The sequence below is a fragment of the Amorphus sp. 3PC139-8 genome (assembly GCF_040750475.1).
GTDB lineage: Bacteria > Pseudomonadota > Alphaproteobacteria > Rhizobiales > Amorphaceae > Amorphus.
In genome coordinates, this window is sequence record NZ_JABJVY010000025.1 from 30571 (window position 1) to 57290 (window position 26720).

General features: G+C 65.5%; 29 protein-coding genes. 19 read left to right on the plus strand and 10 right to left on the minus strand.

The window, feature by feature from the left end:
• The first annotated feature begins 82 nt into the window (after positions 1 to 82).
• Entirely contained in the window at positions 83 to 1036 is a 954-nt protein-coding gene (locus HNS03_RS20015; protein ID WP_367197819.1) for a Gfo/Idh/MocA family protein, read from the plus strand.
• 59 nt (positions 1037 to 1095) lie between these two features.
• On the opposite strand, the gene HNS03_RS20020 is transcribed toward HNS03_RS20015, so the two are convergent.
• Positions 1096 to 1926: a sulfite exporter TauE/SafE family protein gene (locus HNS03_RS20020; RefSeq protein ID WP_367197820.1), complete on the minus strand. Its 831-nt coding sequence runs from the start codon at positions 1924 to 1926 to the stop codon at positions 1096 to 1098.
• 372 nt (positions 1927 to 2298) lie between these two features.
• Here HNS03_RS20020 and HNS03_RS20025 point away from each other — a divergent pair, with 372 nt between their 5' ends.
• From HNS03_RS20025 to HNS03_RS20050, 6 genes are all read left to right on the plus strand, one after another.
• Positions 2299 to 3027: a PIG-L deacetylase family protein gene (locus HNS03_RS20025; RefSeq protein ID WP_367197821.1), complete on the plus strand. Its 729-nt coding sequence runs from the start codon at positions 2299 to 2301 to the stop codon at positions 3025 to 3027.
• Positions 3027 to 3719 carry a 4-carboxy-4-hydroxy-2-oxoadipate aldolase/oxaloacetate decarboxylase gene (locus tag HNS03_RS20030; RefSeq protein WP_367197822.1) on the plus strand — a complete coding sequence of 231 codons (693 nt, stop codon included), beginning with the start codon at positions 3027 to 3029 and terminating at the stop codon, positions 3717 to 3719. Before HNS03_RS20025 ends, HNS03_RS20030 begins: the two co-directional genes overlap by 1 nt.
• A 10-nt stretch (positions 3720 to 3729) precedes the next feature.
• Entirely contained in the window at positions 3730 to 4788 is a 1059-nt protein-coding gene (locus HNS03_RS20035; RefSeq protein WP_367197823.1) for a 4-oxalomesaconate tautomerase, read from the plus strand.
• Between the two features lie 157 nt (positions 4789 to 4945).
• Positions 4946 to 6166, plus strand: coding sequence for a LysR family transcriptional regulator (locus HNS03_RS20040; protein WP_367197824.1), 1221 nt, complete (start codon positions 4946 to 4948; stop codon positions 6164 to 6166).
• Positions 6159 to 6788: a class I SAM-dependent methyltransferase gene (locus HNS03_RS20045; protein ID WP_367197825.1), complete on the plus strand. Its 630-nt coding sequence runs from the start codon at positions 6159 to 6161 to the stop codon at positions 6786 to 6788. The genes HNS03_RS20040 and HNS03_RS20045 overlap by 8 nt, the downstream gene beginning before the upstream one ends.
• A gap of 172 nt (positions 6789 to 6960) precedes the next feature.
• The gene (locus HNS03_RS20050; protein WP_367197826.1) at positions 6961 to 7659 is read left to right on the plus strand and encodes a hypothetical protein; all 699 of its coding nucleotides are present in this window, start codon (positions 6961 to 6963) and stop codon (positions 7657 to 7659) included.
• A gap of 37 nt (positions 7660 to 7696) precedes the next feature.
• Here HNS03_RS20050 and HNS03_RS20055 read toward each other — a convergent pair whose 3' ends face one another.
• The 3 genes from HNS03_RS20055 to HNS03_RS20065 all read right to left on the minus strand — a co-directional run bounded on the left by HNS03_RS20055 (position 7697) and on the right by HNS03_RS20065 (position 10393).
• The gene (locus tag HNS03_RS20055; RefSeq protein WP_367197827.1) at positions 7697 to 8383 is read right to left on the minus strand and encodes a dienelactone hydrolase family protein; all 687 of its coding nucleotides are present in this window, start codon (positions 8381 to 8383) and stop codon (positions 7697 to 7699) included.
• A 51-nt stretch (positions 8384 to 8434) separates the two neighbouring features.
• The gene (locus HNS03_RS20060) at positions 8435 to 9328 is read right to left on the minus strand and encodes an amidohydrolase (RefSeq protein WP_367197828.1); all 894 of its coding nucleotides are present in this window, start codon (positions 9326 to 9328) and stop codon (positions 8435 to 8437) included.
• A 186-nt stretch (positions 9329 to 9514) separates the two neighbouring features.
• Entirely contained in the window at positions 9515 to 10393 is an 879-nt protein-coding gene (locus tag HNS03_RS20065) for a DMT family transporter (protein WP_367197829.1), read from the minus strand.
• 116 nt (positions 10394 to 10509) lie between these two features.
• Here HNS03_RS20065 and tsaA point away from each other — a divergent pair, with 116 nt between their 5' ends.
• Positions 10510 to 10956, plus strand: a complete 447-nt coding sequence (tsaA, locus tag HNS03_RS20070) for a tRNA (N6-threonylcarbamoyladenosine(37)-N6)-methyltransferase TrmO (RefSeq protein ID WP_367197830.1) — start codon at positions 10510 to 10512, stop codon at positions 10954 to 10956.
• A 58-nt stretch (positions 10957 to 11014) separates the two neighbouring features.
• On the opposite strand, the gene HNS03_RS20075 is transcribed toward tsaA, so the two are convergent.
• A complete protein-coding gene (locus HNS03_RS20075; RefSeq protein WP_367197831.1) occupies positions 11015 to 11932 on the minus strand; it encodes a LysR family transcriptional regulator in 918 nt (305 codons plus the stop codon).
• A 106-nt stretch (positions 11933 to 12038) separates the two neighbouring features.
• Here HNS03_RS20075 and HNS03_RS20080 point away from each other — a divergent pair, with 106 nt between their 5' ends.
• On the plus strand, positions 12039 to 12914 hold the full coding sequence (locus HNS03_RS20080; RefSeq protein ID WP_367197832.1) for an aldo/keto reductase family oxidoreductase: 876 nt from the start codon (positions 12039 to 12041) through the stop codon (positions 12912 to 12914).
• Positions 12915 to 13103: 189 nt separating this feature from the next.
• Here the strand turns inward: HNS03_RS20080 and ccoP are convergent, their stop codons facing one another.
• From ccoP to HNS03_RS20105, 5 genes are all read right to left on the minus strand, one after another.
• Positions 13104 to 13976, minus strand: coding sequence for a cytochrome-c oxidase, cbb3-type subunit III (ccoP, locus tag HNS03_RS20085; protein WP_367197833.1), 873 nt, complete (start codon positions 13974 to 13976; stop codon positions 13104 to 13106).
• A 6-nt stretch (positions 13977 to 13982) separates the two neighbouring features.
• Positions 13983 to 14174: a cbb3-type cytochrome c oxidase subunit 3 gene (locus tag HNS03_RS20090; RefSeq protein WP_367197834.1), complete on the minus strand. Its 192-nt coding sequence runs from the start codon at positions 14172 to 14174 to the stop codon at positions 13983 to 13985.
• A 4-nt stretch (positions 14175 to 14178) separates the two neighbouring features.
• Positions 14179 to 14913 carry a cytochrome-c oxidase, cbb3-type subunit II gene (ccoO, locus tag HNS03_RS20095; RefSeq protein ID WP_367197835.1) on the minus strand — a complete coding sequence of 245 codons (735 nt, stop codon included), beginning with the start codon at positions 14911 to 14913 and terminating at the stop codon, positions 14179 to 14181.
• Between the two features lie 15 nt (positions 14914 to 14928).
• On the minus strand, positions 14929 to 16560 hold the full coding sequence (ccoN, locus tag HNS03_RS20100; protein ID WP_367197873.1) for a cytochrome-c oxidase, cbb3-type subunit I: 1632 nt from the start codon (positions 16558 to 16560) through the stop codon (positions 14929 to 14931).
• A 269-nt stretch (positions 16561 to 16829) separates the two neighbouring features.
• Positions 16830 to 17870, minus strand: a complete 1041-nt coding sequence (locus HNS03_RS20105) for an AbrB family transcriptional regulator (protein WP_367197836.1) — start codon at positions 17868 to 17870, stop codon at positions 16830 to 16832.
• A gap of 167 nt (positions 17871 to 18037) precedes the next feature.
• Here HNS03_RS20105 and hemN point away from each other — a divergent pair, with 167 nt between their 5' ends.
• The 10 genes from hemN (at position 18038) to blaOXA (ending at position 26653) form a co-directional block, all read left to right on the plus strand.
• Positions 18038 to 19390 (plus strand): oxygen-independent coproporphyrinogen III oxidase, encoded by a 1353-nt coding sequence (gene hemN, locus HNS03_RS20110; protein WP_367197837.1) that lies wholly within the window; start codon positions 18038 to 18040, stop codon positions 19388 to 19390.
• Positions 19391 to 19498: 108 nt separating this feature from the next.
• Positions 19499 to 20359 carry an urease accessory protein UreD gene (locus HNS03_RS20115; protein ID WP_367197838.1) on the plus strand — a complete coding sequence of 287 codons (861 nt, stop codon included), beginning with the start codon at positions 19499 to 19501 and terminating at the stop codon, positions 20357 to 20359.
• Positions 20360 to 20401: 42 nt separating this feature from the next.
• Positions 20402 to 20704 carry an urease subunit gamma gene (locus tag HNS03_RS20120; protein ID WP_367197839.1) on the plus strand — a complete coding sequence of 101 codons (303 nt, stop codon included), beginning with the start codon at positions 20402 to 20404 and terminating at the stop codon, positions 20702 to 20704.
• Positions 20705 to 20778: 74 nt separating this feature from the next.
• The gene (locus HNS03_RS20125) at positions 20779 to 21084 is read left to right on the plus strand and encodes an urease subunit beta (RefSeq protein WP_367197840.1); all 306 of its coding nucleotides are present in this window, start codon (positions 20779 to 20781) and stop codon (positions 21082 to 21084) included.
• Between the two features lie 58 nt (positions 21085 to 21142).
• Complete coding sequence (locus HNS03_RS20130; RefSeq protein ID WP_367197841.1) at positions 21143 to 21637, plus strand: GFA family protein; 495 nt, start codon at positions 21143 to 21145, stop codon at positions 21635 to 21637.
• 103 nt (positions 21638 to 21740) lie between these two features.
• Entirely contained in the window at positions 21741 to 23450 is a 1710-nt protein-coding gene (gene ureC / locus HNS03_RS20135; RefSeq protein WP_367197842.1) for an urease subunit alpha, read from the plus strand.
• Between the two features lie 253 nt (positions 23451 to 23703).
• A complete protein-coding gene (gene ureE / locus HNS03_RS20140) occupies positions 23704 to 24291 on the plus strand; it encodes an urease accessory protein UreE (RefSeq protein ID WP_367197843.1) in 588 nt (195 codons plus the stop codon).
• Positions 24281 to 25156 (plus strand): urease accessory protein UreF, encoded by an 876-nt coding sequence (locus HNS03_RS20145; protein ID WP_367197844.1) that lies wholly within the window; start codon positions 24281 to 24283, stop codon positions 25154 to 25156. Before ureE ends, HNS03_RS20145 begins: the two co-directional genes overlap by 11 nt.
• Positions 25153 to 25785, plus strand: coding sequence for an urease accessory protein UreG (ureG, locus tag HNS03_RS20150; protein ID WP_367197845.1), 633 nt, complete (start codon positions 25153 to 25155; stop codon positions 25783 to 25785). Before HNS03_RS20145 ends, ureG begins: the two co-directional genes overlap by 4 nt.
• Positions 25786 to 25852: 67 nt before the next feature.
• Positions 25853 to 26653 (plus strand): class D beta-lactamase, encoded by an 801-nt coding sequence (gene blaOXA / locus HNS03_RS20155; protein WP_367197846.1) that lies wholly within the window; start codon positions 25853 to 25855, stop codon positions 26651 to 26653.
• The last annotated feature ends 67 nt before the right edge of the window (positions 26654 to 26720 follow it).

Below are 26720 nucleotides of genomic sequence, written 5' to 3' on the forward strand. Positions count from 1 at the left end.
GGTGAAAAGATCTCGCGCGCCGGGTTCGCTGCGCGCGCGAAATCGGTCAGGAACACGGAACCGTCGCCCGCGTTGATCGGGCATGGTGGATCAAAACCTGCTTCTCATGGGGGCCGCTCACGCTCACACCGGCGATCACCTCCGCGTGGCCGCGGAGGAGGGATGGCGGATCGCCGCCGTGCATGAGCGCGATGCCGATCGGCGTGCCGCCATCTGCCGGAGCGAGGGGGCGACCGCAGTCGCCGATCCCGACGAAGCTCTGAGCCTTGGCGTGAACGCCGCTATCGTCTGCTCCGAAACGGCCTATCACGAGGATGACGCGCTTGCCGCTTTTGCGTCCGGCCTGCCGGTCTTCTGCGAAAAGCCGCTCGGAATTCGTACCGAAGCCGCCCGGAACATGAACGAGGCCGCCAGGAACGCCGGCCTTCTCCTCGATACGGCGTTTTTCCTGCGGACGAATTTCGCTCTGAACGCGCTCCGGGACCGCGTGCTGGAAGGTGCGATCGGCCAAGTCGTCGAGGCGCGGATGCGGTTCTCCCATGACGGCGGCTATGCAGACTGGCTCGACCTGTCCGGCTGGATGACCGATCCGGCGCTCGCCGGGTTCGGCGGGTTCGCCGACGAGGCCGTACATGCGATCGACTGGCTCCAGTGGACGCTCGGCCCGATCGAGACCGGTCGGGCGCACCTCGGCAATGTGCTCGGGTGGCCTGTCGACGATCATGGTGCGGCCGTGTTCGGCTTCGCCAATGGGGCCACCGCGACCGTTCAGGCCGGATGGACCGACACGCGCCTGCGCCTGGAACTCGATCTGGTCGGGTCCGAAGGCGCTGCCGCGCTCGCCGACGGTCGGGTCCGAATGTGGCACCGGGGCTCGTCCGACCTCATATGGTCGGCGGACCTCTCGCCACTCGACGCGGGCGAGGGGATAAGGCAGTTCTTTGCCGCCCTGGGGAGAGGTTCTGGGCGTGCGTTGGTCCCGCCGGAGGAGGCCGTCGCGGTCAACGAGGTCCTCGATCTGCTGCGCGAGGGCTGACAGACGCCTGGTCTCATTCGGAACGTCCTTCGTCCGCGGTATTCCGCCTGAAGGACACCTCAGAACGCAGAGGACAGCATCTTGATCGCGGTAATCGCCAGGAACACGGCGAAGGCGAGCTTCAGATAGCGCTGGTTCAGGCTGTGGGCGAGCTTGGCGCCGATCGGCGCGCAGAGGAACGTCACCGGAAAGATCACGATCGCGGCCGGCACGCTGACATAACCCAGCGACAGCGGCGGACGGCCCGCCGCATCGAGCCCCGACCAGATGAAGCCGAGCACCCCCGGAACCGCGATCAGCAGGCCGATCGCCGCAGCCGTTCCCACGGCGCGGTGAATCGGAAACGAGAAGGCGGAGAGGGTCGGGACCGACAGCGTGCCGCCGCCAATGCCCATCAGCGAGGAGAACACGCCGATCACCGCGGCGATGGCCCGATTGATCCAGGGGTTCTCCGGCAGGTGACCGCTCAGAACCAGCGTCTTCGGGATCGCCATGTTGATGGAGACCGCCAGGGCGATGAAGCCGAAGATGAAGAGCAGGCCCTCACCGTCGATGACGTGGGAGAGCAAGCCGCCGATCAGCGCGCCCACGGCCACGCCCGGGCCCCACAGCTTCAGAAGATTGAAATCGACCGAGCCGCGTTTTCGATGTGCGCGGGTCGAGGAGATCGATGTCGGAATGATGGTCGCGAGCGAGGTTGCCACGGCGATCGGCATCGCTACTTCCGCGGCGAAGTGCAGGGTTGTCATGATCCAGAACAGGACCGGTACGATGACGATCCCGCCGCCAACGCCGAGCAGTCCGGCGAGGATGCCCGCGACCACGCCGGTGGCCAGAAGCCCGATCACGAGCTCGATAATCAGGACGGTTGAGAAGCCATCGAAATCCATAGTGGACCTTGATTGAGTTAAGAGACGGGTCGGCCCCGTGCGAATGGCGGACCGGAAGGTGGCGGCAGAATAGGCATGCGACGGTTTGGGGCAAGGCGAAATCCGGAACGGGCTGCGTCCGTGCGCCGGCTCAAGCAGGTCTATCGAAAAAACTTATGATATGGATCGGCTTTGAATTTGGGTCCTCGCGCGGGCGCGGCTAGTGTGGCCGGCGTTCGAGCGAGGCGGTTGTGTTGGCGCCGGTCGAACGCGGAACGCGGGCGGTGCCGGAACGACCGGCCCCGGCCGGCGGTCGAAACGATTGGTATCGATTGCGGTTTGACCAACGGTCGCTCCGACCCGGCGTGACCGCGATCCAAGAGGAGACATCCGATGAGCAAGACGGCGCTCGTAATCAGCGCTCATTCCGCCGACTTTGTGTGGCGGTGCGGCGGCGCGATCGCGCTGCATCAGAAGCAGGGCTACGAGGTGACCGTGGTCTGCCTATCCTATGGCGAGCGCGGCGAGAGCGCGAAGCTGTGGAAGCAGGAGGGCATGACGCTGGAGAAGGTGAAGACCGAACGCCGTAAGGAGGCCGAGAACGCGGCCAAGGCGCTCGACGTTCATGACATCCAGTTCTTCGATGTCGGCGATTATCCGCTCGATCTCGGCCGCGAGACCCAGGACCGCATGGTCGACGTGATCCGCGCCGTCCAGCCGGCCTTCATGATGAGCCACTCCAAGTGGGACCCGTACAACACGGACCACATGTACACGACCGACTTCGCGCTCACCTGCCGGATGATCGCCCAGGCCTGGGGCCACAATCCCGGCCAGAAGGTGCTGGGTGCGCCGCAGCTCTATTTGTTCGAGCCGCACCAGACCGAACAGATGGAATGGAAGCCGGACACCATCCTCGACATCACCGAGGTGTGGGACAAGAAGTGGGCCGCGATCCAGTGCATGCAGGGCCAGGAGCACCTGTGGCACTTCTACCAGAACGTCGCGGAGAACCGGGCCAACCATTTCCGCCGCAACTCCGGCGGCCAGTCGGGAGGACGTGACTCCAAGTACGCCGAGGCGTTCCAGTCGATCTTCCCGCGCACCGTGGATACGCTGTGATGGCCGGGTCGACGACAGAAGCGGGCATCGTTGTCCAGAACGTCGAGCGGGCCGATCAGTCGGTGATCGATGGGCTCGGCGAATGCGGTGTGGCCACCGTGCACGAGGCGCAGGGCCGCAAGGGTCTGCTCGCCGCCTATATGCGGCCGATCTATTCCGGCGCGCGGCTCGCGGCTTCCGCCGTGACGATCTCGGCCCCGCCCTGCGACAACTGGATGGTCCATGTCGCCATCGAGCAGCTCAAGGCCGGCGATATTCTCGTCCTCGCGCCGACATCGCCGTCCGATGCCGGCTATTTCGGCGATCTCCTGGCGACATCGGCCAAGGTGCGCGGCTGCAAGGGCCTGATCGTCGATGCCGGCGTGCGGGACACGCGCGACCTGACCGAAATGGGCTTCCCGGTCTGGTCGAAGGTGGTCTTCGCTCAGGGGACGGTTAAGGAGACGCTTGGCTCGGTCAACGTCCCGGTCGTCTGCGCCGGCGAGCTTGTCAATCCGGGCGACGTGATTGTTGCCGACGATGACGGCGTCTGCGTGGTCCGTCGGGAAGAGGCCGCGAGCGTGCTTGAGAAGGCGAAGGCGCGCGAAGCGAACGAGGCGGAGAAGCGTGCCCGTTTCGAAGCCGGCGAGCTCGGCCTCGACATCTACGGCATGCGCGAACAGCTTGCCGCCAAGGGCCTCAAATATATCTGAGGAAGACCAGATGTCCGAAAATGGCGTGCCCTGCATGTGGATGCGGGGCGGAACCTCCAAGGGCGGCTATTTCCTGAAGGACGATCTCCCGGCCGACCTTGCTGCGCGCGACGCCTTCCTGCTCCGCGTCATGGGCTCGCCGGACGACCGCCAGATCGACGGGATGGGCGGGGCCGACCCGCTCACCTCCAAGGTGGCCGTCGTCTCCAAGTCCGAGCGCGCCGATTGCGACGTCGACTACCTGTTCCTGCAGGTGTTCGTCGACCAGGCGATCGTCACCGACAGCCAGAATTGCGGAAACATCCTTGCCGGCGTCGGCCCGTTCGCCATCGAACGCGGGCTGGTGTCCGCGCAGGATGGGCGGACCGAGGTCCGCATCTTCATGGAAAATACCGGTCAGATCGCGATCGCCACGATCGAGACGCCGGGTGGCGTGGTTCGCTATCAGGGCGATGCCAGTATCGATGGTGTGCCGGGCACGGCCGCACCGATCCCGATCGTATTCCAGGACACCGCCGGCTCGTCATGTGGCGCGTTGCTGCCGACCGGAAACGCGGTGGATACGGTGGAAGGGGTCGAGGTCACGCTGATCGACAACGGTATGCCGTGTGTGATCTTGAGGGCCTCCGATTTCGGGCTGTCCGGCGATGAGAGCCCGGCGGACCTGGAAGCCAATGCCGAGCTCAAGGCGCGGGTGGAAGCGATCCGGCTGGCGGTTGGGCCGATGATGAATCTTGGCGACGTCAAGGAGAAGTCGGTTCCGAAGATGACGCTGGTCTCGCCGGCCAAAGCGGGCGGGGCGATCTCGACGCAGACCTTCATTCCGCACAGGATCCATAAGGCGATTGGGGTGCTCGGTGCGGTCTCCGTCGGCACGGCCTGCCTGTTGGACGATGGGCCGGCGGCCCAGATCGCCAATGTTCCCGAAGGTCGCGAAAAGGCGCTCTCCATCGAGCATCCGACCGGCGAGTTCACCGTGATCGCGACCCTCGACGAGGCCGGCGAGGTTGCGTCCGCCGGCGTGCTGCGCACCGCCCGTAAGCTGATGGACGGGGTGGTGTTCGGGTAAGTCACGCTCCGCACATTTCCACGCAAACGGGGATGAGCGGAGCCTTACGCATAGCTTTGCGTTCGAGGAAACGAGCGGGGTGTCGGGTGTTGGCGACACACGCCAACGAACGGTCTACGCTCGCGCGCTCCGTTTCCGTCGGTGTTCCATCGAGACGATGCGCGACTATCCGAACCTCCGCCATATCCGCCTGATTGCCGCCGCGGTCCGGCTGGGGGCCTTGTCCCGAGCGGCCGAGGCGGTCGGCATCTCCCAGCCGGCGGCCTCCCAGGCGCTTGCCAAGCTGGAGGCGACCTTCGGCGGGCGGCTTCTGGAACGCTCCAAGTCGGGCGCGCTGGCGACCGCGCGCGGACGGGTCGTGGTTCGGCGCGCGCAACGGGCCTTGTCGGTTCTGAAGGCGGGGCAGGGGAAGCTCGCGCGCTTTGCCAAACATCATGCCGGCGGCGTCGACCTCGCCGAGGCGCAAGTCGGCATGGTGCATCTGCGGGCGCTATCGGCCTTCGCCGATGCCGGCAGCTTCTCCGCCGCCGCGCGCCGGCTCGGCCTCACCGAACCCTCGGTTCACCGGGCAGCTCGCGAGCTGGAGGCGATCCTCGGCGTTGCGCTTTTTACCGGACCATCCCGCCACCTGATCTTATCGCCGGCCGGCCGGGTGTTCGCGCGCCATGCCAATCTGGTGATGGCGGAGCTGGATGCCGCCTTCGATGAAGTGCGCGAGCTTGCCGGCGCCTATGATGGCCGCCTGGTGGTCGGAACGCTGCCGCTGGTGCGCACGCAGATCGTACCGGCGGCCGTGGTCGCCCTTGCCGCCCGCCGTCCGGAAGCGACGATCGAGGTGGTCGACGGGCCTTACGACACGTTGATCCAGGATCTCGCCAACGGCCGGATCGACATGTTGGTGGGCGCCCTGCGGGAAGACGTCCCAGCCTCCGAATTAACCCAGGAGGTGCTGTTTCAGGACGATCTGGCCATCGTCGCCCGGGCGGGACATCCGCTTGCCGGCCGCGCCCGCATTACTTCCGACGATCTTGCGCGTTATCCTTGGTTGCTGCCCCGACCGGAGACGCCGAGCCGCCTCGTGTTCGAGCGGCTGGCGGCGAATTTTCCGCCGGATCGTCCGCTCGCCGGCGTGATCGAAACCGGCTCGCTGGTAGCCTTGCGCGGCATTTTGATGATGTCCGATCGATTGACCATCCTGTCGCGCCGGCAAATCCTCTATGAGGAAAAGGCCGGCTTCCTGATCGTGCTGCCGGTTCGCCTGTCGGAGGCGGCACGGCCGATCGGGCTCACCTTGCGGGCCGATTGGCAGCCGACCGCGCTCCAGGCGGATTTCCTGGCGGAGTTGAGAAGCGCTGTGGCCGAGGAAGGCAATGGCTGACGATCTTGCGTCACTGGCAACGCAGACCCAGGCAGTTTACGAGCGCAACGCCGCGAGGTTCGATGCCGAGCGCGCGAAGGTTCTGTTCGAGCAGGCTTGGCTCGATCGCTTTCTAAACGGCCTACCGGTTGGCGCCGCCATCCTGGATCTCGGCTGCGGTACGGGGGATCCGATTGCGCACTATATGGAGGCGCGCGGGTTCCGGGTCACAGGCGTCGATGCCTCCCAAGCGATGATCGCCCTGGCCCGCGAAAAGCGTCCCGACCGGGACTGGCGCGTTGCCGACATGAGGGCCCTCGATCTCGGTCAGAGATTCGACGGCATCGTCGGCTGGGATTCGTTCTTCCACCTGACGCGCGATGAACAGCGCGTGGTGCTGCCGCTGCTGGCGCGCCACCTTAGCACCGGCGGCCGTCTGATGCTGACGGTCGGGCCGGAGGACGGGGAGGTAGACGGCCATGTCGGCGACGACCGCGTCTATCATTCAAGCCTGTCGCCGGCGGCCTATCGCGTACTCCTCGCCGGCCACGGCCTCACCGTCATCGACTTCGTCGCTGAGGACCCGGACTGCGACTTCCATACGATCCTGCTCGCCCGCAAGGACGCTCCTGCGGTTTGCTGATTTAGCCTCGATCCGGAAAGAGGCATCCTCGCGCAATCCAGTCGGTTTATGGCCGTTTCCGATCGCCCGATCCTCCACGAGGAAAGGGCGCTCGACGTCATTGGTTTGACGCGTTTCCGGGTGGCGAGCCGGTTCCCGTTTCGCTCGGATGCGCGCAGGTGAGGAAACGGACATGCGTCCGAGCGTCCCTATGATCGTGGGCCTGGTCGGCTTTCTGCTCCTGGCCGGCTGCCAGTTGATCCCGAAAAGCCAGCGCGACGTGCTCGCCGGCGACGTGGCGGTTGCCGCCGGGGTGTCCGGGCCCGTCGTGCTGACGGAGATCAAGGTCACCAAGGACCCGCTGTACTCCTCGTCCTTTACATGTGGGATCGCCGCTTTGCCGTCGGGCAACCAACCGTTCTGGGCGCTCTATCAGCCGGAGCTCGGCAATTGGCGCGTCGGCATTGCCAGTGGACCCGATGATGCGTTCGAGGTCTATCGCACCTGCCGTGGGCGCGGCCTGGAGCTGGCCGAATGGCAGGCGGTGCCGACCCCGTCGCTGCTCAATGGCCGTCTCGGCGGCGGGCTGCCGCTCGATGCGACCCAGCAATGGGCGATCCGCAACGGCGTGGCGGCTGCGCTGAGCATTCCCGGCGAGGTGCCGGTGACGGGCCTGACCGCGCTTTCCATGCGCGGCCAGCAGACGCTGCCGATCTGCGGCTATGCCCACCCGGAGGAAGACGCGGTCCCCTTCTTCGGCCTGCTCGTCGGCAGGCCCGGTAGCCCGGACCTGCGCTTCACGTCGGTCAGCCTCGCTACCGACGACCAGTCGACCTGGACCGTGTACGAGCTCTGCCGCAATTACGGCGTGATGCTGTCGGGGAAGCTGTGAGGAGAGCGGCGCGCCGCAAGGCGAGCGTCGGATCGTCTCAGACTTCGTAGCGGCCCATGTGCATTTCCAGGAACGCCAGCGTGCGCTCGCCGGCGATCCGCGCGGATTCCGCGTGGAACGACCCGCGATGGTCGCAGGAGAAGCCGTGGCCCGCGGGGTAGACGTAGATTTCCACGTCCGGCCGCTTCTGCTTGATTGTCTCCACGTCTTCCATCGGGATGGAGTGATCGGTCTCGCCGAAGTGCAGCATGGTCGGGCACATCGGGACCTCGTCGGCCATCTTCACGATCTGGCCGCCATAGTAGCCGACTGCGGCGGCCAGGCCGTGCATCCGGGTGGCGGAGGCAAACGCCACCGAGCCGCCGAGGCAGTAGCCGACCACGGCGACCGGGCCTTTGGCGGCGAGATAGTCCTTCGCGGCTTGCGTGTCGCGCATGAAGGCATCGAAGTCCGGATTGGCGATGAAGCCGCGTGCCCGCTGGATCTCCTCCTCGCTGTAGCCGGATTCGAACCCCGGTTCCTGGCGGTCGAACAACGCCGGCGCCACCGCCTCGTAGCCGGCATTGGCGAACCAGTCGCAGACCTCGCGAATGTGCTGGTTCACGCCAAAGATTTCCTGCACGACGACGACGCCACCTTTGCGGGGAAAGTCGGGCGCGGGCTTGGCAACGTAGGCACCGAGCGTGTGGCCGTCGCTGGCGGTCAGCGTGATCTGTTCACCCATGTCTCGTCTCCGATGAAGGGGAGGGTCGATTGTCAGGGAGCAGGTTGCAGATCAGGCGCGATCCGTAAAGTAGAGCCGGGTCGGATTGTCGACCAGCAGCGCCTGCATCAGGTCGGGCGTCGGCGCCATAAGCGGCAGGAGATCGACCAGGTCGCCGTCGTTCGGCATATTTTTCTTCACGTTCGGGTGCGGGAAATCGGTGCCCCACAGCACCCGGTCCGGAAAGGTCTCGACCAGGGTGCGGGCGAACGGGATCGCGTCGTGAAAGGGCGGGCCGGCGCGGGAAATTCGCTCCGAGCCGGAGACCTTCACCCAGAAGCGCTCGTCTTTCATCAGGTCGAGCAACAAGCCGAAGGCCGGCTGGTCGAGCCCGCGGCTGGCGTCCACGCGTCCCATATGGTCGATCACCATCACGAGCGGGATGCGTTTCAGGATCGGTGCCAAGGTCTCCAGCCGGTCGGCGTCGAAGTGGACCACCAGATGCCAGCCGAGCGGGGCGATCTTGTCGACCACGCGCAGCACGCCGTCGATGTCGGCGTCGGCGCCGAGATGGCTCACGAAGTTGAAGCGCACGCCTTTGATGCCACCGTCATCGAGGCGCTTCAGCTCGTCCAACGAGACATCGGCATCCACCATGGCGATGCCCTTGTAGCGGCCGCCCCCGGCAGCGATCGCATCGAGCATGGCGGTGTTGTCCTTGCCGTGGCAGCTCGCCTGAACAATCACCGAGCGCTCGATGCCCAGATGCTTGTGGAGCGCGAACAGCGTCTCCTTGCCGGCGTCGACGGGGGTGTAGGTGCGGCCGGGCGCATACGGGAAGCGATCGCCGGGGCCGAACACATGGCAATGCGCGTCGCAGGCGCCGGCAGGCAGCTTGGTCTCGGGCGTCTTCGGGTGCGTGTCGTAGGGAAGGCCGCCGGCGGCCGGTTCGGTTGGGGCGTTCATCGCGGTCCTATCCTCACGTCGTCCGGAGCTCGATCGCGTCGATCGAAATTTCGACAACTGTCTAAATCAACCGATCGTGGATGGAAAGCGACAGCAGGCATGTCGAAATGGGGGAGCTCGCGATGGGGCTCCGGGGCCCAGGCCCCCGGCCAGCCGGTGTCCACTTGGCCTGGAAACGCTCAAGGCTCACCTGGAGAAGATCATTTCCTTGGCGGCGACCAGCGCGCCGACGGTGATCAGCACGCAGGCGGCAATCACCGGCCAGGTGAACGCGCCATAGCCGAACGCGATCAGAAGCAGGGTGGAGAGCAGCGGCGCCAGATAGGCCGAGGCGCCCAGCACCTGGATGTTGCCGCGCTTTAGCCCGTAGTCCCAGGTGAAGAAGGCCGCGCCCACCGGCAAAAGGCCGAGGGCCAGGATCGCGCCCCATTGGCCCGGACTGGCCGGCCAGATGGTCTTCTCCAGCGCCAGATGGCAGAGGAAGGAGAGGGCGGCCGTCGCCAGGCAGAAGCCGGCCACCGCATCGGTGGGGACCTGCCCGAAGCGCCGCGAAATCACCGAATAGCTCGACCAGGTGAGCGCTGAGAGGATCGCCGCGCCGTAGCCGAGCGCATATTCCGGCTCCAGGGCGAAACCTTTGCCCTTGGTGACCAGGAGCGCGGCGCCCACGAGACCGAGCCCCGCGCCCGCCAGATGGAACCAGCGCAGTCGCTCGCCCGGCAAAAGCCCGGAGAACAGAACGATCAACAACGGCCAGAGATAGTTGATCAGGTTCGCCTCCACCGGCGGGGCATTCCGGAGCGAGGTGAAATAGAGAAAGTGGAAGCCGAACAGGCCGAGCACGCCGACGAGCCAGGGTGCCAGCGGCTGGCGCAACGCTTTGAACGATCCGGACCGGAGCCGGACCACGATCAGCGCCAGCGTTCCGGAAAAGGCAAAGCAGAGCGCGTTCATCAGGAACGGCGGCACCTCGCCGGAGGCGGCCGTGAACAGGCCCAGCGTGGCCCACATCAGAACGGCGGTAAGCCCGACCAGGGTCGCGGCGACGGGAGAGGAAGAGGGCATGGTACCGTTGTCGTCGGGAAAAGGCAGGGGACGCGAGCGGGTCGCGCCTTTGGGTCGCGTTGTCGCCGGGACGCGCGTCGGCATCAATAGCGCGACCATCAATCGGAGGAAATTCGATGGATCAGGCAAGCGAGATCCGTGACGGCGAGAAGGCTGTCGACGCGCCACCGCCCGACGATGCCGGCCTCGTCTTTATCGGACGGATCCACACGCCATGGACCTCGCGCGCCGATACGCCGCGCCAGGGCGAAGCGGAGGGGCCGGTCTGCCGTATCGAGGTGTTTTCGCCGTGGGTCGAGGCGCTCGACGGGATCGAGGCCAACGCCAGGCTGGAGGTGCTTTATTGGCTTGATCGCTCCCGCCGCGATCTGGTGTGGCAGGTCCCGAGGAGCCACGGCGAGCCGAAAGGCACCTTCGCGCTGCGCTCGCCGGTGCGCCCCAACCCGATCGGAACGTCGATCGTTACGCTGGACCGGCGCGAAGGCGCGACCTTGTACGTGCGCGGTCTGGATTGTCTCGACGGCACGCCACTTCTCGATCTCAAGCCGGATCGCAAGCGGTGAACGCCGGACCGCCGGTTCCTTGAGATCCACGTCGCCGCTGCACCGGCCGGGCGCCCTCTCATTCCGGCTGTCGACTGGCAGGAAAGGCTTTCACAAAGTCGATGAAGGCGCGCAGCGGCGCCGGCACCAGCCGGCGTCCCGGATAGTATAGAAATGGGCCCGTGAACCGCGGCCACCAGCATTCAAGCACGGGTTCGAGCCGGCCATCGTTGAAATAGGGCTGCAGCCAGTCTTCGAAGAGCGCCACGATGCCCGTTCCGGCGACCGCGGCATCGACGAGCAGATCGGTTGCGCCCCCAATCCTGACCAGCAACGGGCCTTTTGGCTCGATTTCGATCTCTTCGCCGTCGCGTTCGAATTCCCAAGTCAGCATCGCCCCACTCGCGAAGCGGCCCTGAAGGCAGGCGTGACGAAGCAGGTCGCGCGGATGCTCTGGCCGGCCATGGCGATCGAGATAGGCCGGCGAAGCCGCCGTTGCATAGCGTTGGGTCGCTGGGCCGATGGGGACAGCGATCATGTCCTGCTCCAGCCGTTCATCATAGCGGATGCCCGCGTCGCAGCCTGCGGCAAGCACGTCGACGAAGCTTTCGTCCGCGATCACCTCGAGACGAATATCGGGATAAGCGGCCAGAAACGGGGGAACGATCGTCGGCAACACCAGCCGCGCCGCGCTGACCGGAACGTTGAGCCGAAGAGTGCCTGCGGGTCGGTCCCGGAAGCGGTTGACGACATCGAGCGCGGCTTCCACCTCGTTCAGCGCGGGCTCGAGCCGCTCCAAGAGGCGCTGTCCGGCTTCCGTCGGCACCACGCTGCGGGTGGTCCGATTGAGCAACCGCACGCCGAGATCGGCCTCCAGCCGCCTGACCGCGTCGCTCAGCCGTGACGCGCTGGTCCCGCTGGTGCGCGCGCCCTCGCGGAAGCCGTTGGCGCGCGCAACCGCCATGAAGGCGTTGAGATCACCAAGATCGATCGGCACCGTTCCGTATCCCGTACAGCCTGTGCGGATTGTCTCCTATTATCGCACAAGCGGGCAACGCCTAACTCTGGTCCGTCTTCGCAACGGACAGTAGGGGAAACCACTCATGTCCAGTATCGATCAATCTGGCACGTACACGCTCGGCGATCGGGCGGTGAAGCGGCTTGGCTATGGCGCCATGCAGCTTGCCGGTCCCGGTGTTTTCGGTCCGCCGAAGGATCCGGAGGCGGCGATCGCCGTACTTCGCGCGGCGATCGAAAGCGGTGTCGACCATATCGACACCAGCGACTTTTATGGCCCGCACGTCACCAATCAACTGATCCGGGAAGCGCTTTCGCCCTATCCGGAGGATCTGGTTCTCGTGACCAAGATCGGCGCAAAACGCGGGAGCGACGGGTCCTGGCTGCCCGCCTTCGAGCCGGAGGCGGTGGCCGAGGCGGTCGAGGACAACCGGCGCAATCTCGGACGAGACATACTGGATGTCGTCAATCTCAGGATCATGTTCGACGTTCACAAGCCGGCCGAAGGCTCGATCGAGGCACCGCTCACCGCTCTGGCCGAGTTGCAGCAAAAGGGCCTGGTGCGTCATATCGGCCTGAGCAACGTCACCGCGGCCCAGATCGCCGAGGGTCGGAAGATCTGCTCCATCGCTTGCGTGCAAAATCAGTACAATCTGGCGCACCGGGACGACGATGCGCTGATCGACAGCCTTGCCGAGGATGGTATCGCCTACGTGCCGTTCTTCCCGCTGGGCGGCTTCACCCCGTTGCAGTCCTCGGTGCTGTCGAGCGTGGCCGAACGATTGGGCGCGACGCCGATGCAAGTCGCGCTTGCCTGGTTGCTCCGCCGCGCGCCGAATATCCTGCTCATTCCCGGCACGTCCTCGCTCGCCCATCTTCGCGAGAACCTGGCCGCATCCGAATTGGTGCTGCCGGACGCGGCCATCGGAGAGCTGGACGGTATTGCCGCGGGCGCGTTTTAAAAAGCCGGCATGAAAAAGCGGCGGACGATCGCTCGTCCGCCGCTCTGCCCTTTGCCCCTGCGGGTCGCCGCCCGCAGCAAGAGCGTTTCCAGGCCAGGTGAAAACCGGTTGGCCGTCCGGAAACGCGTCGAAACAATGACTTAGACCCGCTCCGTGAGTCCGCGAAAAGCGGAACGAGTCTAAAACGCTCTACTGGCCGCCGCCCAGGCTGTGAATGTAGACGGCGAGCGACTTGACCGTCGTGTCGTCGAGGCGTTCGCCCCAGTTCGGCATGACGCCACCGCGGCCGTGGGTGACGGTCTGCTGGATCGTCTCGATGTCGCCGCCATAGAGCCAGACCTGATCGGTCAGGTTCGGTGCGCCCAGATCCTGGTTGCCCTTGCCTTCCGGCCCGTGACAGACGACGCAGTTCTCCGCGAAAATCTGCTTGCCGGCCTCTACGTCCACATTGGAGGCGGGCTCCAGGCCGGAGAGAGTCCGGACATAGGAAGCGACTTCCCGGATCTGCTTGCGATCCAGAATACCGGAATCTCCGAACGCCGTCATGTCGCCGATGCGGGTGTCGGGATCGGCCTCCGAACGGATGCCATGCTGGATGGTGGTGTGAATGGCGTCCAACGTGCCGCCCCACAGCCAGGCGTCGTCCTGCAGATTGGGATAGCCCGGGCTGCCGGTGGCGCCGGAGCCGTGACAGGGGGCGCAGTTGTCCCCGAACGCCGCCTGGCCCTGGGCCATGGCGAATTCCAGCATGCCGGCATTGGCGTTGATCGCGTTCAGATCGGCCGCCGCGATCTCCTTGCCGAGCTCGGAGCGCTGGGCGACGACCTCCTCGTAGGCGATCTCACCCTGCTTGCGTTGGTTCTCCCCGAGCAGGCCCGGCGTGTAGCCGTTGGCAAGCGGCCAGGCCGGCATCAGGATCCAGTAGATGATGGCGAAGACGATCGAGGCGTAGAAGACCCAGAGCCACCAGCGCGGCAGCGGGTTGTTCAATTCCTTGAGACCGTCCCATTCGTGACCGGTGGTCTCGACGCCCGAAACGGCATCGATTTCCTTCTTGGCCATGGCGGCTTACTCCTGATCGCGCCCGTTTGAACGGTCGCTGTTGGTCTTCCTGTCTTCGTCGAGCGGAATCCGCGCGGCCTCGTCGAAGCTCTTCTTGTTCTTCGGCCATGCGGCGTAGGCGACGATCACCACAAAGACCGCGACGAAGATGACCAGACCCCAAGTCTGGGCGAAGGAGGCAACGTCCTCATAGGTCATGGCATCACCTGTAGTTGGCCTGGTCGTCGTAGACGCTGAAGTCGACGAGCGTCCCGAGCATCTGCAGGTAGGCGATCACCGCGTCGAGTTCGGTCACACGGTTCGGATCGCCGTCGAAATCGCGCACGACCGCATTCGGCCAGCGCTCCAGGAAGGCATCGACGTCGTCGGAGTTGGGATTGGCCTGGGTGCGGAAGTCGATCCGCGCGTTTTTGATCTGCGCCTCGGTGTAGGGCACGCCGAGCTCGGCGTTGGTGGCGACATGTTCTGCGATCAGCTTGTCGTCGACGCGCTCGCCGGCGAGGAACGGATAGCCCGGCATTACCGAGGCCGGCACCACCGAGCGCGGATCCATCAGGTGCGCGCGGTGCCATTCGTCGGAATATTTGCCGCCGACACGGGCGAGATCCGGACCGGTCCGCTTGGAGCCCCACTGGAACGGATGGTCGTACATCGACTCCGCCGCCAGGCTGTAGTGGCCGTAGCGCTCGATCTCGTCACGCATCGGACGGATCTGCTGAGAGTGGCAGAGATAGCAGCCCTCCCGGATGTAGACGTCCCGACCGGCCAGCTCCAGCGGGGTGTAGGGCCGCATGCCCTGCACCTTTTCGATGGTGCTCTTCAGCCAGAACAAGGGGGCGATTTCGACGAGGCCGCCGATCGCAACCACGATCAGGATGCCGACCATCAGCCAGACCGTGTGTTTTTCGAAGAATTGGTGTCTTTGCCAAATCGACATTGTCTCGTCTCTCTCTTACGCGGCCGCAGGCGCTCGCGCGGTCGCGTCGGCCTCGACGTCCACGGCCTCTCCGGCACGGATGGTCATGTAGACGTTGAAGGCCATGATCAGCGCGCCGATCAGGAACAGGATGCCGCCAAGGGCCCGGATCACGTAGAAGGGGTGCATGGCTTCGACGGTCTCGATGAAGGAGTATTCGAGGAAGCCGTAGGAGTTGTAGGCCCGCCACATCAGGCCCTGCAGGATGCCCGACACCCACATCGAGGTGATGTAGAGAACGATGCCGATGGTGGCGATCCAGAAGTGCCAGTTCACGAGCTTGAGCGAGTAGAGCGACTTCTTGTTCCAGAGCCACGGCACCAGGCAGTAGATGGCGCCGAAGGAGACGAAGCCGACCCAGCCGAGCGCGCCGGAGTGCACGTGGCCGATGGTCCAGTCGGTATAGTGGCTGAGCGAGTTGACCGCCCGCACAGACATCAGCGGACCTTCGAAGGTCGACATGCCGTAGAAGGCGACCGAGACCACCAGCATGCGGATGACCGGGTCGGTGCGCAGCTTGTCCCATGCGCCCGAGAGCGTCATCAGACCGTTGATCATGCCACCCCAGGACGGCATCCACAGCATGATGGAGAAGGTCATGCCGAGCGTGGAGGCCCACTGCGGCAGCGAGGTGTAGTGCAGGTGGTGCGGACCGGCCCAGATGTAGAGGAAGATCAGCGCCCAGAAGTGCACGATCGACAGCCGGTAGGAATAGACCGGCCGCTCCGCCCGCTTCGGCACGAAGTAGTACATGATCGCCAGGAAGCCGGCGGTCAGGAAGAAGCCGACCGCGTTGTGGCCGTACCACCACTGAACCATGGCGTCCTGAACGCCCGGCCACACGATGTAGGACTTCGACGAGAACACCGACACCGGCAGCGTCAGGTTGTTCACGACGTGCAGCATCGCGATCGTGATGATGAAGGCGAGGTAGAACCAGTTCGCGACGTAGATGTGGGATTCCTTACGCCGCATCACCGTACCGGCGAAAACCGCCAGATAAAGCACCCAGACCAGCGTCAGCCAGAGATCGGCGTACCATTCCGGCTCGGCGTACTCCTTCGACTGGGTGACACCCATCAGGTAGCCGGTCGCCGCGATGATGATGAAGGCGTTGTAGCCGAACACCACGAACCATGGAGTGACCTCGCCGAACATGCGCACGCGCGAGGTCCGCTGCACCACGTACATCGACGACGCGATCAGCACGTTGCCGCCGAACGCGAAGATCACAGCGGAGGTGTGCAGCGGGCGCAGCCTGCCGAAATTCAAGAACGACAGATCGAAGTTCAGGTGCGGAAAGGCGAGCTCGAGCGCGATGTAGACGCCGGCGAGGAAACCGGCCACGCCCCAGAACACCGACGCAAGCGTCGCAAACCGCACCGGACCCATATGATAGTTGGGCAGCCCGTCGATTTCCTGTGGCACCGGAGCCGTCGGCCGATCGATGTAGCGCTTGATCAGGAAGAACAGGCCGGCGCCTGCCATAATGGCGCCCATAACCCCGTGAACACTCATGGGCGTGTCGGTGGCCTTGCCCGCGACCAGGAGACAGGCGAGTGTGAGGCAAGCGAGGAAGAGGGCGTAGATCCCTTCCTCAAGGGTCATGAGCTTGTTTTCGTGAACTGTTGCGGCATGCGCCATAATTTCGACTCCGGTCGGCATGACGGCGGGACGGCGCGACGGGATGGCCGGCCATTCGATGGGACCCTAGATGGCCCCGATAAGGTCGCCTTGACGTAGGTCAAGCTGCCCCACGGGGGCGAGTGTGCGTGGCGTCGCAGCAACGATGCGTGCGAGCCTGGCGCAAGCTTGCCGAAGACCCTTCAAAAGCTGTCGGAAGACCGGAAATGCCGTCGGACGATCCGCTGAGGCGCTCAATCGCGGAAGCGATTGGCGATCCAGGGCAACGCGAGCGTGATCGCGATGAAGCGGATGAAGTGAAGGCTCGCCACGTAGGCGGCATCGAAGCCGAGCAGGAAGGCGAGCGTCGTCATCGATTCTAGGGCGCCGGGGGAAAGCGCGAGAATCACCTGGCCTGCAGGGAGGCCGCTGACGGCGATCAGTCCGACCGCCGATGCAAGCGCGACCGCGAGCCCGGCCAGCAGGGCGCTGAGAGATGTGGCGACGAGCCGGATGAGCAAGCCGCGATCGGTGCCGGCAAAGCGGGTGCCGATGACGCCGCCCAGCACGAGGTAGCCTGGAATCAGAAGCCAGCCCGGCATCCAGGTCGAAACGATTCCGGTCACGTGGAGGATGCCGCTCGTCAGAAGCGCGCCCAACAGAACGCCGGCGCTTTGGCCGATTTTCAGGAATAGATAGCCCGCCGCCGCCCCGGCGGTGACGAGCAGCACGAGATCGCCGATGCCGGCCTCGGGGTGGGCGGCCGCGGTCGTCGGCGGCGTGGAATCGGCGCCGAAGAGGCCGATCAGAGGCGGCAGCACCGCGACCAGGAACAGAAGCCGCACCGACTGGGCAAGCGCGACCCGGCGCATATCGACGCCGTCGGCCATGGCGACCGCCAGGACGTAGGAGAGCGCGCCCGGCACGCTGCCGTAAAAGGCCGACATCCGGTCCCAGCCGCCGAAGCGGTGCAGCACCCAGTAGGCGATGGCGGTGACCAGCACGGTCGTTATCAGCACGAAGACGATGGACAGCGGCCAGGAGCCGATCCGATCCAGCGTGTCGGGGGTGACGCTGGAGCCCATGCCGATACCGAGCACCAGGAAGGCGACTTGGCGGACAGCATTGGGGATGCCGACCGGCGTTCCGGAAATCGCCGCGATCGCCACGGCCACGGCCGCACCGGAGAGCCAGCCGGCCGGAATGCCGATCCACGTGAACAGGCCGCCGCCGACCAAGGCGAGGATCAAAGTGAGCGGAAGTCTGCGAAAGAGGAGGAGGGTATCGCGGGTCACTGCGGCTCTATGCGATGCCCAGACGGCGGAGACAAGGCTGCCCTGCGCATATCTGCCGTGTCGTGCGCGGCAGACCATCCGACATTCGAAGGGAAGAGCGCGTTCCTCGCCCCTCATTATTGACGGTGATCAATGTTTGATCGGGTTCCGCGCGGCAAAGTGGATCCATGGATGCGCTCGCGGAAAAATACGCCACACGAGCGGTGCCGAGATACACATCGTATCCCACCGCGCCGCACTTCACTGACGCCGTCGATGCTGACGTCGCCGCGCAGTGGCTCGGCGCGCTCCCGGCGGCGACGCCGACCTCGATCTATCTGCACGTCCCCTATTGCCGTGAGATGTGCACCTATTGCGGATGCACCACCAAGGCCACCCGGCGCCTCGATCCGGTGCTCGACTATGTGGAGACCCTGAAGCGCGAGATCGCGTTGGTGCACGCCGCCATCGGAACGCGTCTGCCGGTTACGCATCTGCACTGGGGCGGCGGCACGCCGAGCCTGGTGCCGGGGCCCGTCTTTTTGGAATTGACCGCCCGCTTGCGTGAGGCCTTCGCACTGTCCGATGCGGCCGAGCAGGCGATCGAGCTCGATCCGCGCACCGTCGATCGCAATCTTGCCAGCACGCTGGTGAAGGCGGGCATCAACCGCGTTTCGCTCGGCATCCAGGACACCGATCCGGCGGTGCAGCAAGCGATCGGACGCGTGCAGCCCGACGAGATCGTGCAGACCGTGTTCGAAGACCTGCGCGCCGCGGGGCTTACCGGCATCAATGCCGACTTGATGTACGGCCTGCCGCACCAGACCGCCGAGACGGTGCGCCACACCGTCGACACCATCGCCAAGTTCGCGCCGTCGCGCGTCTCCGTGTTCGGCTATGCCCATGTTCCCTGGGTCAAAACCCATCAGCGGCTGATCGACGAGGCGACGCTACCGGACGCCAACGCTCGGCTGGAGTTGGAAGCGACCATGCGCCGGGCGCTGGAAGCCGCCGGCTATGTCGCGATCGGGCTCGACCATTTTGCCTTGCCCGACGACACCATGGCGTGCGCGATGCGCGGCGGCACGTTGAAGCGCAACTTCCAGGGCTACACCACCGATACGGCGGAAGCTCTGATCGGGCTCGGCGCGTCGGCGATCGGCAAGCTGCCCCAGGGCTATGTCGCCAATGCGGCCGATGTCGGAAACTGGCGGCGGGCGATCGAGGCCGGCCAGCTCGCGACCGTGCGGGGATTTGCGCTGTCCAGCAGCGATTGCCTGCGGGCGGCGATCATCGAGCGGCTGATGACGGCCTATGAAGTCGATCTTGCCGATCCCGCCCTTGCGCGTTACGGCGACGGTCTTGCTCTGTTGGACGAGGCGGAGTCGGCGCTCGCGGAGCCGATTGCCGACGGCCTCGCCGTGCTCGATGGCGCTCGCCTCACGGTCACCGCTCGCGGGCGCGCCTATGTCCGCATCCTGGCGGCCTGTTTCGACGCCTATCTGGCGACCGGCCGAGCGCGTCATTCCATGGCCGTCTGAGGCGGCCCGGCTCCAGCGCTGTACAGCCTACGGTTTCCTCCTCTTTGCACCGCCGTAAAATGCCTCCATTCTCGCCGTGCGATCGGTGGGAAGACGAGAAGGGTGCGTATGGACGCGAAGGCGCCAGGGGGAGACGCGACGATCTCTGCCGGGCCGCGGCCGCGCCTGGAGCGCGTCAGCGGCCGGTTGCAACTCCGCACCAAGCGGTCCGATGCCGATGGCGGAACGGCGATCGATCAGAGCCGGCAGGAAGGCTCTTTCAAGGTCCGCTATCCCCGCCTTTATGACGGTGCCGGGCTCGAAGCGGTGGTGCTCAACACCGCCGGCGGCGTCACGGACGGCGATCGCTTCGCTCTCCAAGCCACGGCCGTCGCCGACACCCATCTGACGCTCACCACCCAGGCTGCCGAACGGGTCTACCGCGCGCTCGACGGCGAGGCGCGGCTCGATGTCCGGCTTGCGGCGGAAGCAGGCGCCACGCTGTTCTGGCTCCCCCAGGAAACGATTCTCTACGATGGTGGCCGGCTCGCGCGGTCTTTCGACATATCCTTTCATCCCTCGGCCCGTATCTTGCTTTGCGAGATGGTCGTTCTCGGACGCACGGCGCACGGGGAGACGGTGCGTGAGGGCCTGCTGACCGATCGCTGGCGCGTGCGCCGGGGTGGGGCGCTGGTCTATGCCGACGCGCTTCGTCTCGACGGGGCGATTGCGGAGAGGGCGGGCGGACCGGCGACGCTTTCCGGCGCGCGCGCCTTTGCCTCGCTGGTTTGGGTTGCGCCGGATGCGGAGGAGCGGTTGGACGCGTTGCGAGCGCTGTTCGACGATCCGGCCATGACGGCGGGCGCCAGCGCGTGGGACGGGATGCTGGCGATCCGGCTGGTCGCAGCCGATGCGGCACGGCTGCGGGCGATGGTCACGGCGCTCGTTGCCCATCTCGCCGGCACGGTGCCTCGGGTCTGGGCAATTTAGCCGGATCTCCGGGTTTGGGAGACGGCGGAGAAGGAGGAAACGGTGCAGCTGACACCGCGGGAAAAAGACAAGCTTCTGGTCTCTATGGCCGCCATGGTCGCGCGCCGCCGGCTGGAGCGCGGCGTGAAGCTCAATCACCCCGAAGCGGTCGCGTTGATCGCGGACTTCGTTGTGGAGGGTGCCCGCGATGGCCGGACGGTGGCCGACCTGATGGAAGCCGGCGCCCATGTCGTCACCCGCGAGCAGGTGATGGAGGGCGTGGCCGACATGGCCCATCACGTTCAGGTCGAGGCGACCTTTCCCGACGGCACCAAGCTCGTCACCATCCATCGTCCTATTCGGTAGAGCGGGAATGAGGCACCGGTTTTCAGCCCGCATCCCGCTCTATAACGAATGAGATCCAGCGAGGGCTTTTCCCCATGATCCCAGGTGAAATCCTCTGCGCCGACGGCGAGATCGAGCTGAACGCGGGCCAGCCCGCGCTCACGTTGACGGTCGCCAACACCGGCGACCGGCCGGTTCAGGTCGGAAGCCACTACCATTTCTTCGAGGTGAACGACGCGCTCGCGTTCGACCGCGAGGAGACGCGGGGCATGCGCCTCGATATTCCCGCCGGCACGGCAGTGCGCTTCGAGCCCGGCCAATCGCGCGATGTGACACTGGTTCCGATGTCCGGCGCCCGAAAGATCTACGGTTTCCAGGGCAAGGTGATGGGGGCCCTATGAGCGAACCGAACCCCGGTGCGGCCCGTTCCTGACGACCACAGCAACGCGAGGAAAAATCATGCCCGTGACGCTCGAAGGATCCTGCCATTGCGGCGCAGTGTCGTTCTCCGTGGAGAGCCACACGCCGTACCCCTATCAGCGTTGCTACTGCTCGATCTGCCGCAAGACCGGCGGGGGCGGCGGCTACGCCATCAACATCATGGGCGATGCCGACACGCTGAAGATCGAGGGCGCCGACGCGATCGGGATGTTCCACGCCAAGCTCTACGAGGACGACGGCTCCTGCGAGATCTCGTCCGGCGAGCGGCGCTTCTGCACCAAATGCGGTTCGGCGCTGTGGGTTTACGACGCCGCCTGGCCGGAGCTGATGCACCCGTTCGCCTCCGCGATCGACACCGACCTGCCGGTGCCGCCGGAGAGCGTGCACCTGCTGCTTGCCTCCAAGGCGTCCTGGGTGGAGCCCCAGGTCGGCCCCAACGACCAGTGCTTCGAGGGCTATCCCAACGAGTCAATCGAGGGTTGGCACAAGAGCCGAGGTCTGTGGGTGGAGTGACGGATTCCGGCAGAAGGGAAGGCGGGCGTGTTTTCGTCCGTCTTCCGTCGACGCCGTTCCAACGACATTCAGACGAGACAGATCTTCCGAACCGGAGCCGCCCATGCCCGCCAAGATCTCCCGTGAGGCCTATGCCCACATGTTCGGCCCGACCGTGGGCGACAAGGTGCGGCTCGCCGACACCGAGCTGTTCGTCGAGGTCGAGCGCGACCACACCATCTACGGCGAGGAGGTGAAGTTCGGCGGCGGCAAGGTGATCCGCGACGGCATGGGCCAGTCCCAGGCGACGCGGGCGGAAGGGGCCGTCGACACCGTCATCACCAATGCGCTGGTGATCGACCACACCGGCATCTTCAAGGCCGATATCGGCCTGAAGGACGGCCGCATCGCCGGCATCGGCAAGGCCGGCAACCCGGACATCCAGCCCGGCGTCGACATCGTGATCGGCCCCTCGACGGAGGCGATCGCGGGCGAGGGCAAGATCCTGACCGCCGGCGGCTTCGACGCCCACATCCACTTCATCTGCCCGCAGCAGATCGACGACGCGCTCTATTCCGGCGTCACCACGATCCTGGGCGGCGGCACCGGACCGGCGACCGGCACCAACGCCACCACCTGCACCCCCGGCCCCTGGCACATCGCACGCATGATCCAGGCCGCCGACGGCTTTCCGATCAATATCGGCTTTTCCGGCAAGGGCAATGCCTCGCGGCCCGATGGCCTCGCCGAACAGATCCTGGCCGGCGCCTGTGCGCTCAAGCTGCACGAGGACTGGGGCACCACGCCGGCGGCGATCGACACCTGCCTCTCCGTCGCCGACGATCTGGACGTGCAGGTGATGATCCACACCGACACGCTGAACGAGTCGGGCTTCGTGGAAAACACCATCGCCGCCATCAAAGGCCGGACGATCCACGCCTTTCACACCGAGGGCGCCGGTGGCGGCCACGCCCCGGACATCATCAAGGTGTGCGGGCTGGGGAACGTCATTCCGTCCTCGACCAACCCGACCCGGCCCTATACGGCGAACACCATCGACGAGCATCTCGACATGCTGATGGTGTGCCATCATCTGGACGAGTCGATCCCGGAAGACGTGGCGTTTGCCGAAAGCCGCATCCGCAAGGAGACCATCGCGGCGGAGGACATCCTCCACGATATGGGCGCCTTCTCCATCATCGCTTCCGACAGCCAGGCGATGGGCCGCGTCGGCGAGGTCGTGATCCGCACCTGGCAGACGGCGCACAAGATGAAGGTGCAGCGCGGGCGGCTCACCGAAGAGACCGGCGACAACGACAATCTGCGGGTCCGGCGCTATGTCGCCAAGTACACCATCAATCCCGCGATCGCCCACGGCATGAGCGCGCACATCGGCTCCGTCGAGGTCGGCAAGCGGGCCGATCTGGTGCTGTGGGATCCTGCCTTCTTCGGCGTGAAGCCGGATCTCGTGCTGCTCGGCGGGATGATCGTCGCCGCGCCAATGGGCGACCCGAATGCCTCCATCCCGACGCCGCAGCCGGTGCACTACCGGCCAATGTTCGGCGCCTTCGGCAAGGCGCTCGGGGCGTCCGCCGTCTCCTTCGTGTCCAAGGCGTCGCTGGATGCGGGCCTCGCCGCCGAGCTCGGCACCGCCAAGGCGATGATCGGGGTGGAGAACACCCGCGACATCTCCAAGGCCTCCATGGTGCTCAACAACGCCACGCCGGAGGTGGACGTCGACCCGGAGACCTACGAGGTGCGGGCGAACGGCGAGCTTCTGACCTGCCCGCCGCTGGAGGTTCTGCCGATGGCGCAGCGCTATTTTCTGTTTTGAGTGCTGGTGATGGTCCGATGGGCATGACGAAAAATCAGATCTCCGCTCATTCCCGCGAAAGCGGGAATCCATGGGGAGTTGGAGAGAGAACGCAGCATTTCGGCGGTGAGTGTCGTGGGCTTCTTCTTGTGGAACGAAAGCCGCAGTCGCCCCGTCGGACCGCAGCAGCCCGATGGATTCCCGCTTTCGCGGGAATGAGCGGAGTGTGTGGACCTGCCGGCGCTCATTCTCCCAAGTGTGAGATGACCGGGCCATGCTGAAAGCCTCCACCGTCCTCCTCGCCGGTAGCTACGCCGATCCCGTCGACGCCGTCACGCTCGACCATGACGGCCGGCATCGCCGCCGGATCGCGCTCACCGGCAATGGCGGGCTCTCCTTCCTATTGGATCTGCCGGAAGCAGTGGCGCTGCGCCATGGCGACGGGCTGCTTCTGGAGGACGGCCGGGTGGTGGCCGTCGAAGCCGCACCGGAACCGCTGACCCAGGTCACGGCCGCAGATCCGCATCATCTGCTGCGGTTGGCCTGGCATCTCGGCAACCGGCACCTGCCGGCGATGATCGAAGACGGCCGCATCCTGATCCGGCGCGATCACGTCATCTCCGACATGGTGCGCGGGCTGGGCGGCGAGGTCACTGACATCGAGGCGCCGTTCGATCCCGAAGGCGGCGCCTATGGCGGTCATTCCCACGCCCACAGCCACAGCGAGACCCACAGCCACGCCCACAGCCACAGCGAGACCCACAGCCACACGCACAGCCATTCCCATGGTCACGGGCATTCGCACAGCCACAGCCACAGCCATGCGCACGCCCATGGGGCCGGCGAAGGCCATGAGCACTGACGCCGCTGGCCTCTACCGGCTGATGGCCTGGCTCTCGCCCTCCTATCCGGTGGGGGCGTTCACCCTCAGCCATGGCCTGGAATGGGTGGTGGAGGAGGGCACGGTCGGTGACGTCCACGCTCTGGTCGCCTGGGTCGAAGATGTCCTCGCCCATGGTGCCGGCCGGCAGGATGCCATCCTGCTTGCCGAGGCTTGGCGGGCACGGCGGCGTGATGTCGGCCATCTACCTCAGGACTTGGCCCCATCCTCCGCTCATTCCCGCGACAGCGGGAAGCCGTGGGGAGCTGAAGGTGGAGCTCAAGGGTTTGTTGATACCTCCGAAGGTCCGGCTGGCCATGCGCAAACGCCTTGGACGTCGAGCCCTACGGCAGATGCCCTATGGATTCCCGCTTTCGCGGGAATGAGCGGAGATTGGGGGGAGGCCCTCTCCCTTACCGATGTCATCGAGCTTGCCGCGGCCCTGAACCCGTCGAAGGAACGCCGGACGGAGACGATTTCCCAGGGTGAGGCCTTCAAAAAGATCACCGAAACCGCCTGGCCCGCTGCCCACCCCTGGCCCGAGGGCCCGCTCGCCTATCCGGTCGCGGTTGCGATCGCTGCCGCCGACCATGAGGTCGGCCTGTCCGCCACGCTGACGGCCTATTTGCACGCCTTCGCCGCCAATATCGTGTCCGCCGGGGTTCGGCTGATCCCGCTCGGCCAGAGCGACGGTCAGCGCGCGATCGCCCAGCTCGAGCGCCCGATTGCCGAAGTCGCCGCGGCCGCCAACGCCTCCACCCTCGACGATCTCGGTGGCTCTGCGCTCCTCGCCGACATCGCGTCGATGCGTCACGAGACCCAGTACACGAGGTTGTTCCGCACATGACCAGCTCCCCGAACGGTCCTCTTCGCGTCGGCATCGGCGGTCCCGTCGGCTCCGGCAAGACGGCGCTGATGGAGGCGCTGTGCAAGGCGATGCGCGAGCGCTACGACATCGCGGCGATCACCAACGACATCTACACCAAGGAAGACGCGCTGATCCTGACGCGCGCCGGCGCGTTGCCCGTGGAGCGGATCCTGGGCGTGGAAACCGGCGGTTGCCCGCACACCGCGATCCGCGAGGACGCCTCCATCAATCTCGCCGCGATCGCTGAAATGCGCGGTAAGTTTCCAGACCTCGACGTGGTGTTGATCGAATCCGGGGGCGACAATCTCGCCGCCACCTTCTCGCCTGAGCTGGCGGACCTCACCATCTACGTCATCGACGTGTCGGCAGGTGAAAAGATCCCCCGCAAAGGCGGCCCCGGCATCACCCGCTCCGATCTTCTGGTCATCAACAAGATCGACCTTGCCGACATGGTCGGCGCCTCGCTGGAGGTGATGGACGCCGACACCAAGCGTATGCGCGGCGAGCGGCCTTACGTTTTCACCAATCTGAAAACCGGGGAGGGGCTGGAAACGGTATTAACCTTCCTGGTCGAAAAGGGTGGGCTGACGCCGTCGAAGGCAGCCTGATATCCGATCCTCGCCGCCTTTCGCTGCCACTTGCCCGTTCATCGGAGGCGCAAATGGAGCGAACGGGATGATTTTACGGGCGGCGGCAGTTTTTATCCTGGTGTGGTGCGGGACACTCTCGGCGCGGGCGGCGGACGTCTGCACGATCGTGGCTGATGCGGCCAGCGGTGGAGTCGTTCTGGAGGAGGGCGACTGCGACACCCGCGTGACTCCGGCCTCCACCTTCAAGGTCGCGCTCGCCGTCATGGGTTTCGATGCGGGTGTCCTGAAAGGGTCGCACGATCCTGTGCTCCCGTTCAAAGAGGGCTACGTCGCCTGGCGCAAGGAGTGGAAACAGCCGACCGATCCCACCTCCTGGCTGAAATATTCCGTGGTCTGGTACTCCCAGCAAATCGCCCATTCGCTCGGCATGGAGAGGTTCCGTCGCTACGCTCAGGCGTTCGACTACGGGAATGCCGACGTCTCCGGCGATTTTGGAAAGAACAACGGCCTCGATCGTGCCTGGATCGCCTCGTCGTTGAAAATCGCACCCAGGGAGCAGGTGACCTTCCTGCAGAAGCTCGTCGCCGGAAGGCTCCCGGTGTCTGAGCAGGCGATGGCGCTGACCCGTGAGATTGTCGAGACCCGGCCGGCGGGGGATGGCTGGACCATCCACGGCAAAACCGGGGCCGCCGCCTCGAAGACGGCCGCCGGCGAGATCGTGCGCGGCCGCCCCTGGGGTTGGTATGTCGGCTGGGCGAGCAAAGGGGATCGGACCTATGTCTTCGCCCATTTGATTCGGGACGAGAGCAAACAGTCCTCACCGCCCGGCTTTCGCGCGCGCGATGCCTTCATTGCGGCATGGCCGGAGCGGGCTGAACGGCTCTAAAGCATTTCCAGGCCAAGTGGAGACCGGTTGGCCGTCCGGAAATGCGCCAAAATAAAGGGTTAGAGCC

Bases quoted from the DNA above. Each gene is read 5' to 3' on its own strand.
- HNS03_RS20050 (WP_367197826.1), top strand. From the start codon at position 6,961: ATGCGTCCGAGCGTCCCTATGATCGTGGGCCTGGTCGGCTTTCTGCTC.
- ccoN (WP_367197873.1), bottom strand. From the start codon at position 16,560: ATGACCCTTGAGGAAGGGATCTACGCCCTCTTCCTCGCTTGCCTCACA.
- HNS03_RS20090 (WP_367197834.1), bottom strand. From the start codon at position 14,174: ATGACCTATGAGGACGTTGCCTCCTTCGCCCAGACTTGGGGTCTGGTC.
- HNS03_RS20065 (WP_367197829.1), bottom strand. From the start codon at position 10,393: ATGCCCTCTTCCTCTCCCGTCGCCGCGACCCTGGTCGGGCTTACCGCC.
- HNS03_RS20025 (WP_367197821.1), top strand. From the start codon at position 2,299: ATGAGCAAGACGGCGCTCGTAATCAGCGCTCATTCCGCCGACTTTGTG.
- tsaA (WP_367197830.1), top strand. From the start codon at position 10,510: ATGGATCAGGCAAGCGAGATCCGTGACGGCGAGAAGGCTGTCGACGCG.
- HNS03_RS20055 (WP_367197827.1), bottom strand. From the start codon at position 8,383: ATGGGTGAACAGATCACGCTGACCGCCAGCGACGGCCACACGCTCGGT.
- ccoP (WP_367197833.1), bottom strand. From the start codon at position 13,976: ATGGCCAAGAAGGAAATCGATGCCGTTTCGGGCGTCGAGACCACCGGT.
- HNS03_RS20030 (WP_367197822.1), top strand. From the start codon at position 3,027: ATGGCCGGGTCGACGACAGAAGCGGGCATCGTTGTCCAGAACGTCGAG.
- HNS03_RS20145 (WP_367197844.1), top strand. From the start codon at position 24,281: ATGAGCACTGACGCCGCTGGCCTCTACCGGCTGATGGCCTGGCTCTCG.
- HNS03_RS20035 (WP_367197823.1), top strand. From the start codon at position 3,730: ATGTCCGAAAATGGCGTGCCCTGCATGTGGATGCGGGGCGGAACCTCC.
- ureG (WP_367197845.1), top strand. From the start codon at position 25,153: ATGACCAGCTCCCCGAACGGTCCTCTTCGCGTCGGCATCGGCGGTCCC.
- HNS03_RS20060 (WP_367197828.1), bottom strand. From the start codon at position 9,328: ATGAACGCCCCAACCGAACCGGCCGCCGGCGGCCTTCCCTACGACACG.
- HNS03_RS20040 (WP_367197824.1), top strand. From the start codon at position 4,946: ATGCGCGACTATCCGAACCTCCGCCATATCCGCCTGATTGCCGCCGCG.
- ureE (WP_367197843.1), top strand. From the start codon at position 23,704: ATGCTGAAAGCCTCCACCGTCCTCCTCGCCGGTAGCTACGCCGATCCC.
- ccoO (WP_367197835.1), bottom strand. From the start codon at position 14,913: ATGTCGATTTGGCAAAGACACCAATTCTTCGAAAAACACACGGTCTGG.
- HNS03_RS20015 (WP_367197819.1), top strand. From the start codon at position 83: ATGGTGGATCAAAACCTGCTTCTCATGGGGGCCGCTCACGCTCACACC.
- blaOXA (WP_367197846.1), top strand. From the start codon at position 25,853: ATGATTTTACGGGCGGCGGCAGTTTTTATCCTGGTGTGGTGCGGGACA.
- HNS03_RS20020 (WP_367197820.1), bottom strand. From the start codon at position 1,926: ATGGATTTCGATGGCTTCTCAACCGTCCTGATTATCGAGCTCGTGATC.
- HNS03_RS20115 (WP_367197838.1), top strand. From the start codon at position 19,499: ATGGACGCGAAGGCGCCAGGGGGAGACGCGACGATCTCTGCCGGGCCG.
- hemN (WP_367197837.1), top strand. From the start codon at position 18,038: ATGGATGCGCTCGCGGAAAAATACGCCACACGAGCGGTGCCGAGATAC.
- HNS03_RS20045 (WP_367197825.1), top strand. From the start codon at position 6,159: ATGGCTGACGATCTTGCGTCACTGGCAACGCAGACCCAGGCAGTTTAC.
- ureC (WP_367197842.1), top strand. From the start codon at position 21,741: ATGCCCGCCAAGATCTCCCGTGAGGCCTATGCCCACATGTTCGGCCCG.
- HNS03_RS20125 (WP_367197840.1), top strand. From the start codon at position 20,779: ATGATCCCAGGTGAAATCCTCTGCGCCGACGGCGAGATCGAGCTGAAC.
- HNS03_RS20130 (WP_367197841.1), top strand. From the start codon at position 21,143: ATGCCCGTGACGCTCGAAGGATCCTGCCATTGCGGCGCAGTGTCGTTC.
- HNS03_RS20080 (WP_367197832.1), top strand. From the start codon at position 12,039: ATGTCCAGTATCGATCAATCTGGCACGTACACGCTCGGCGATCGGGCG.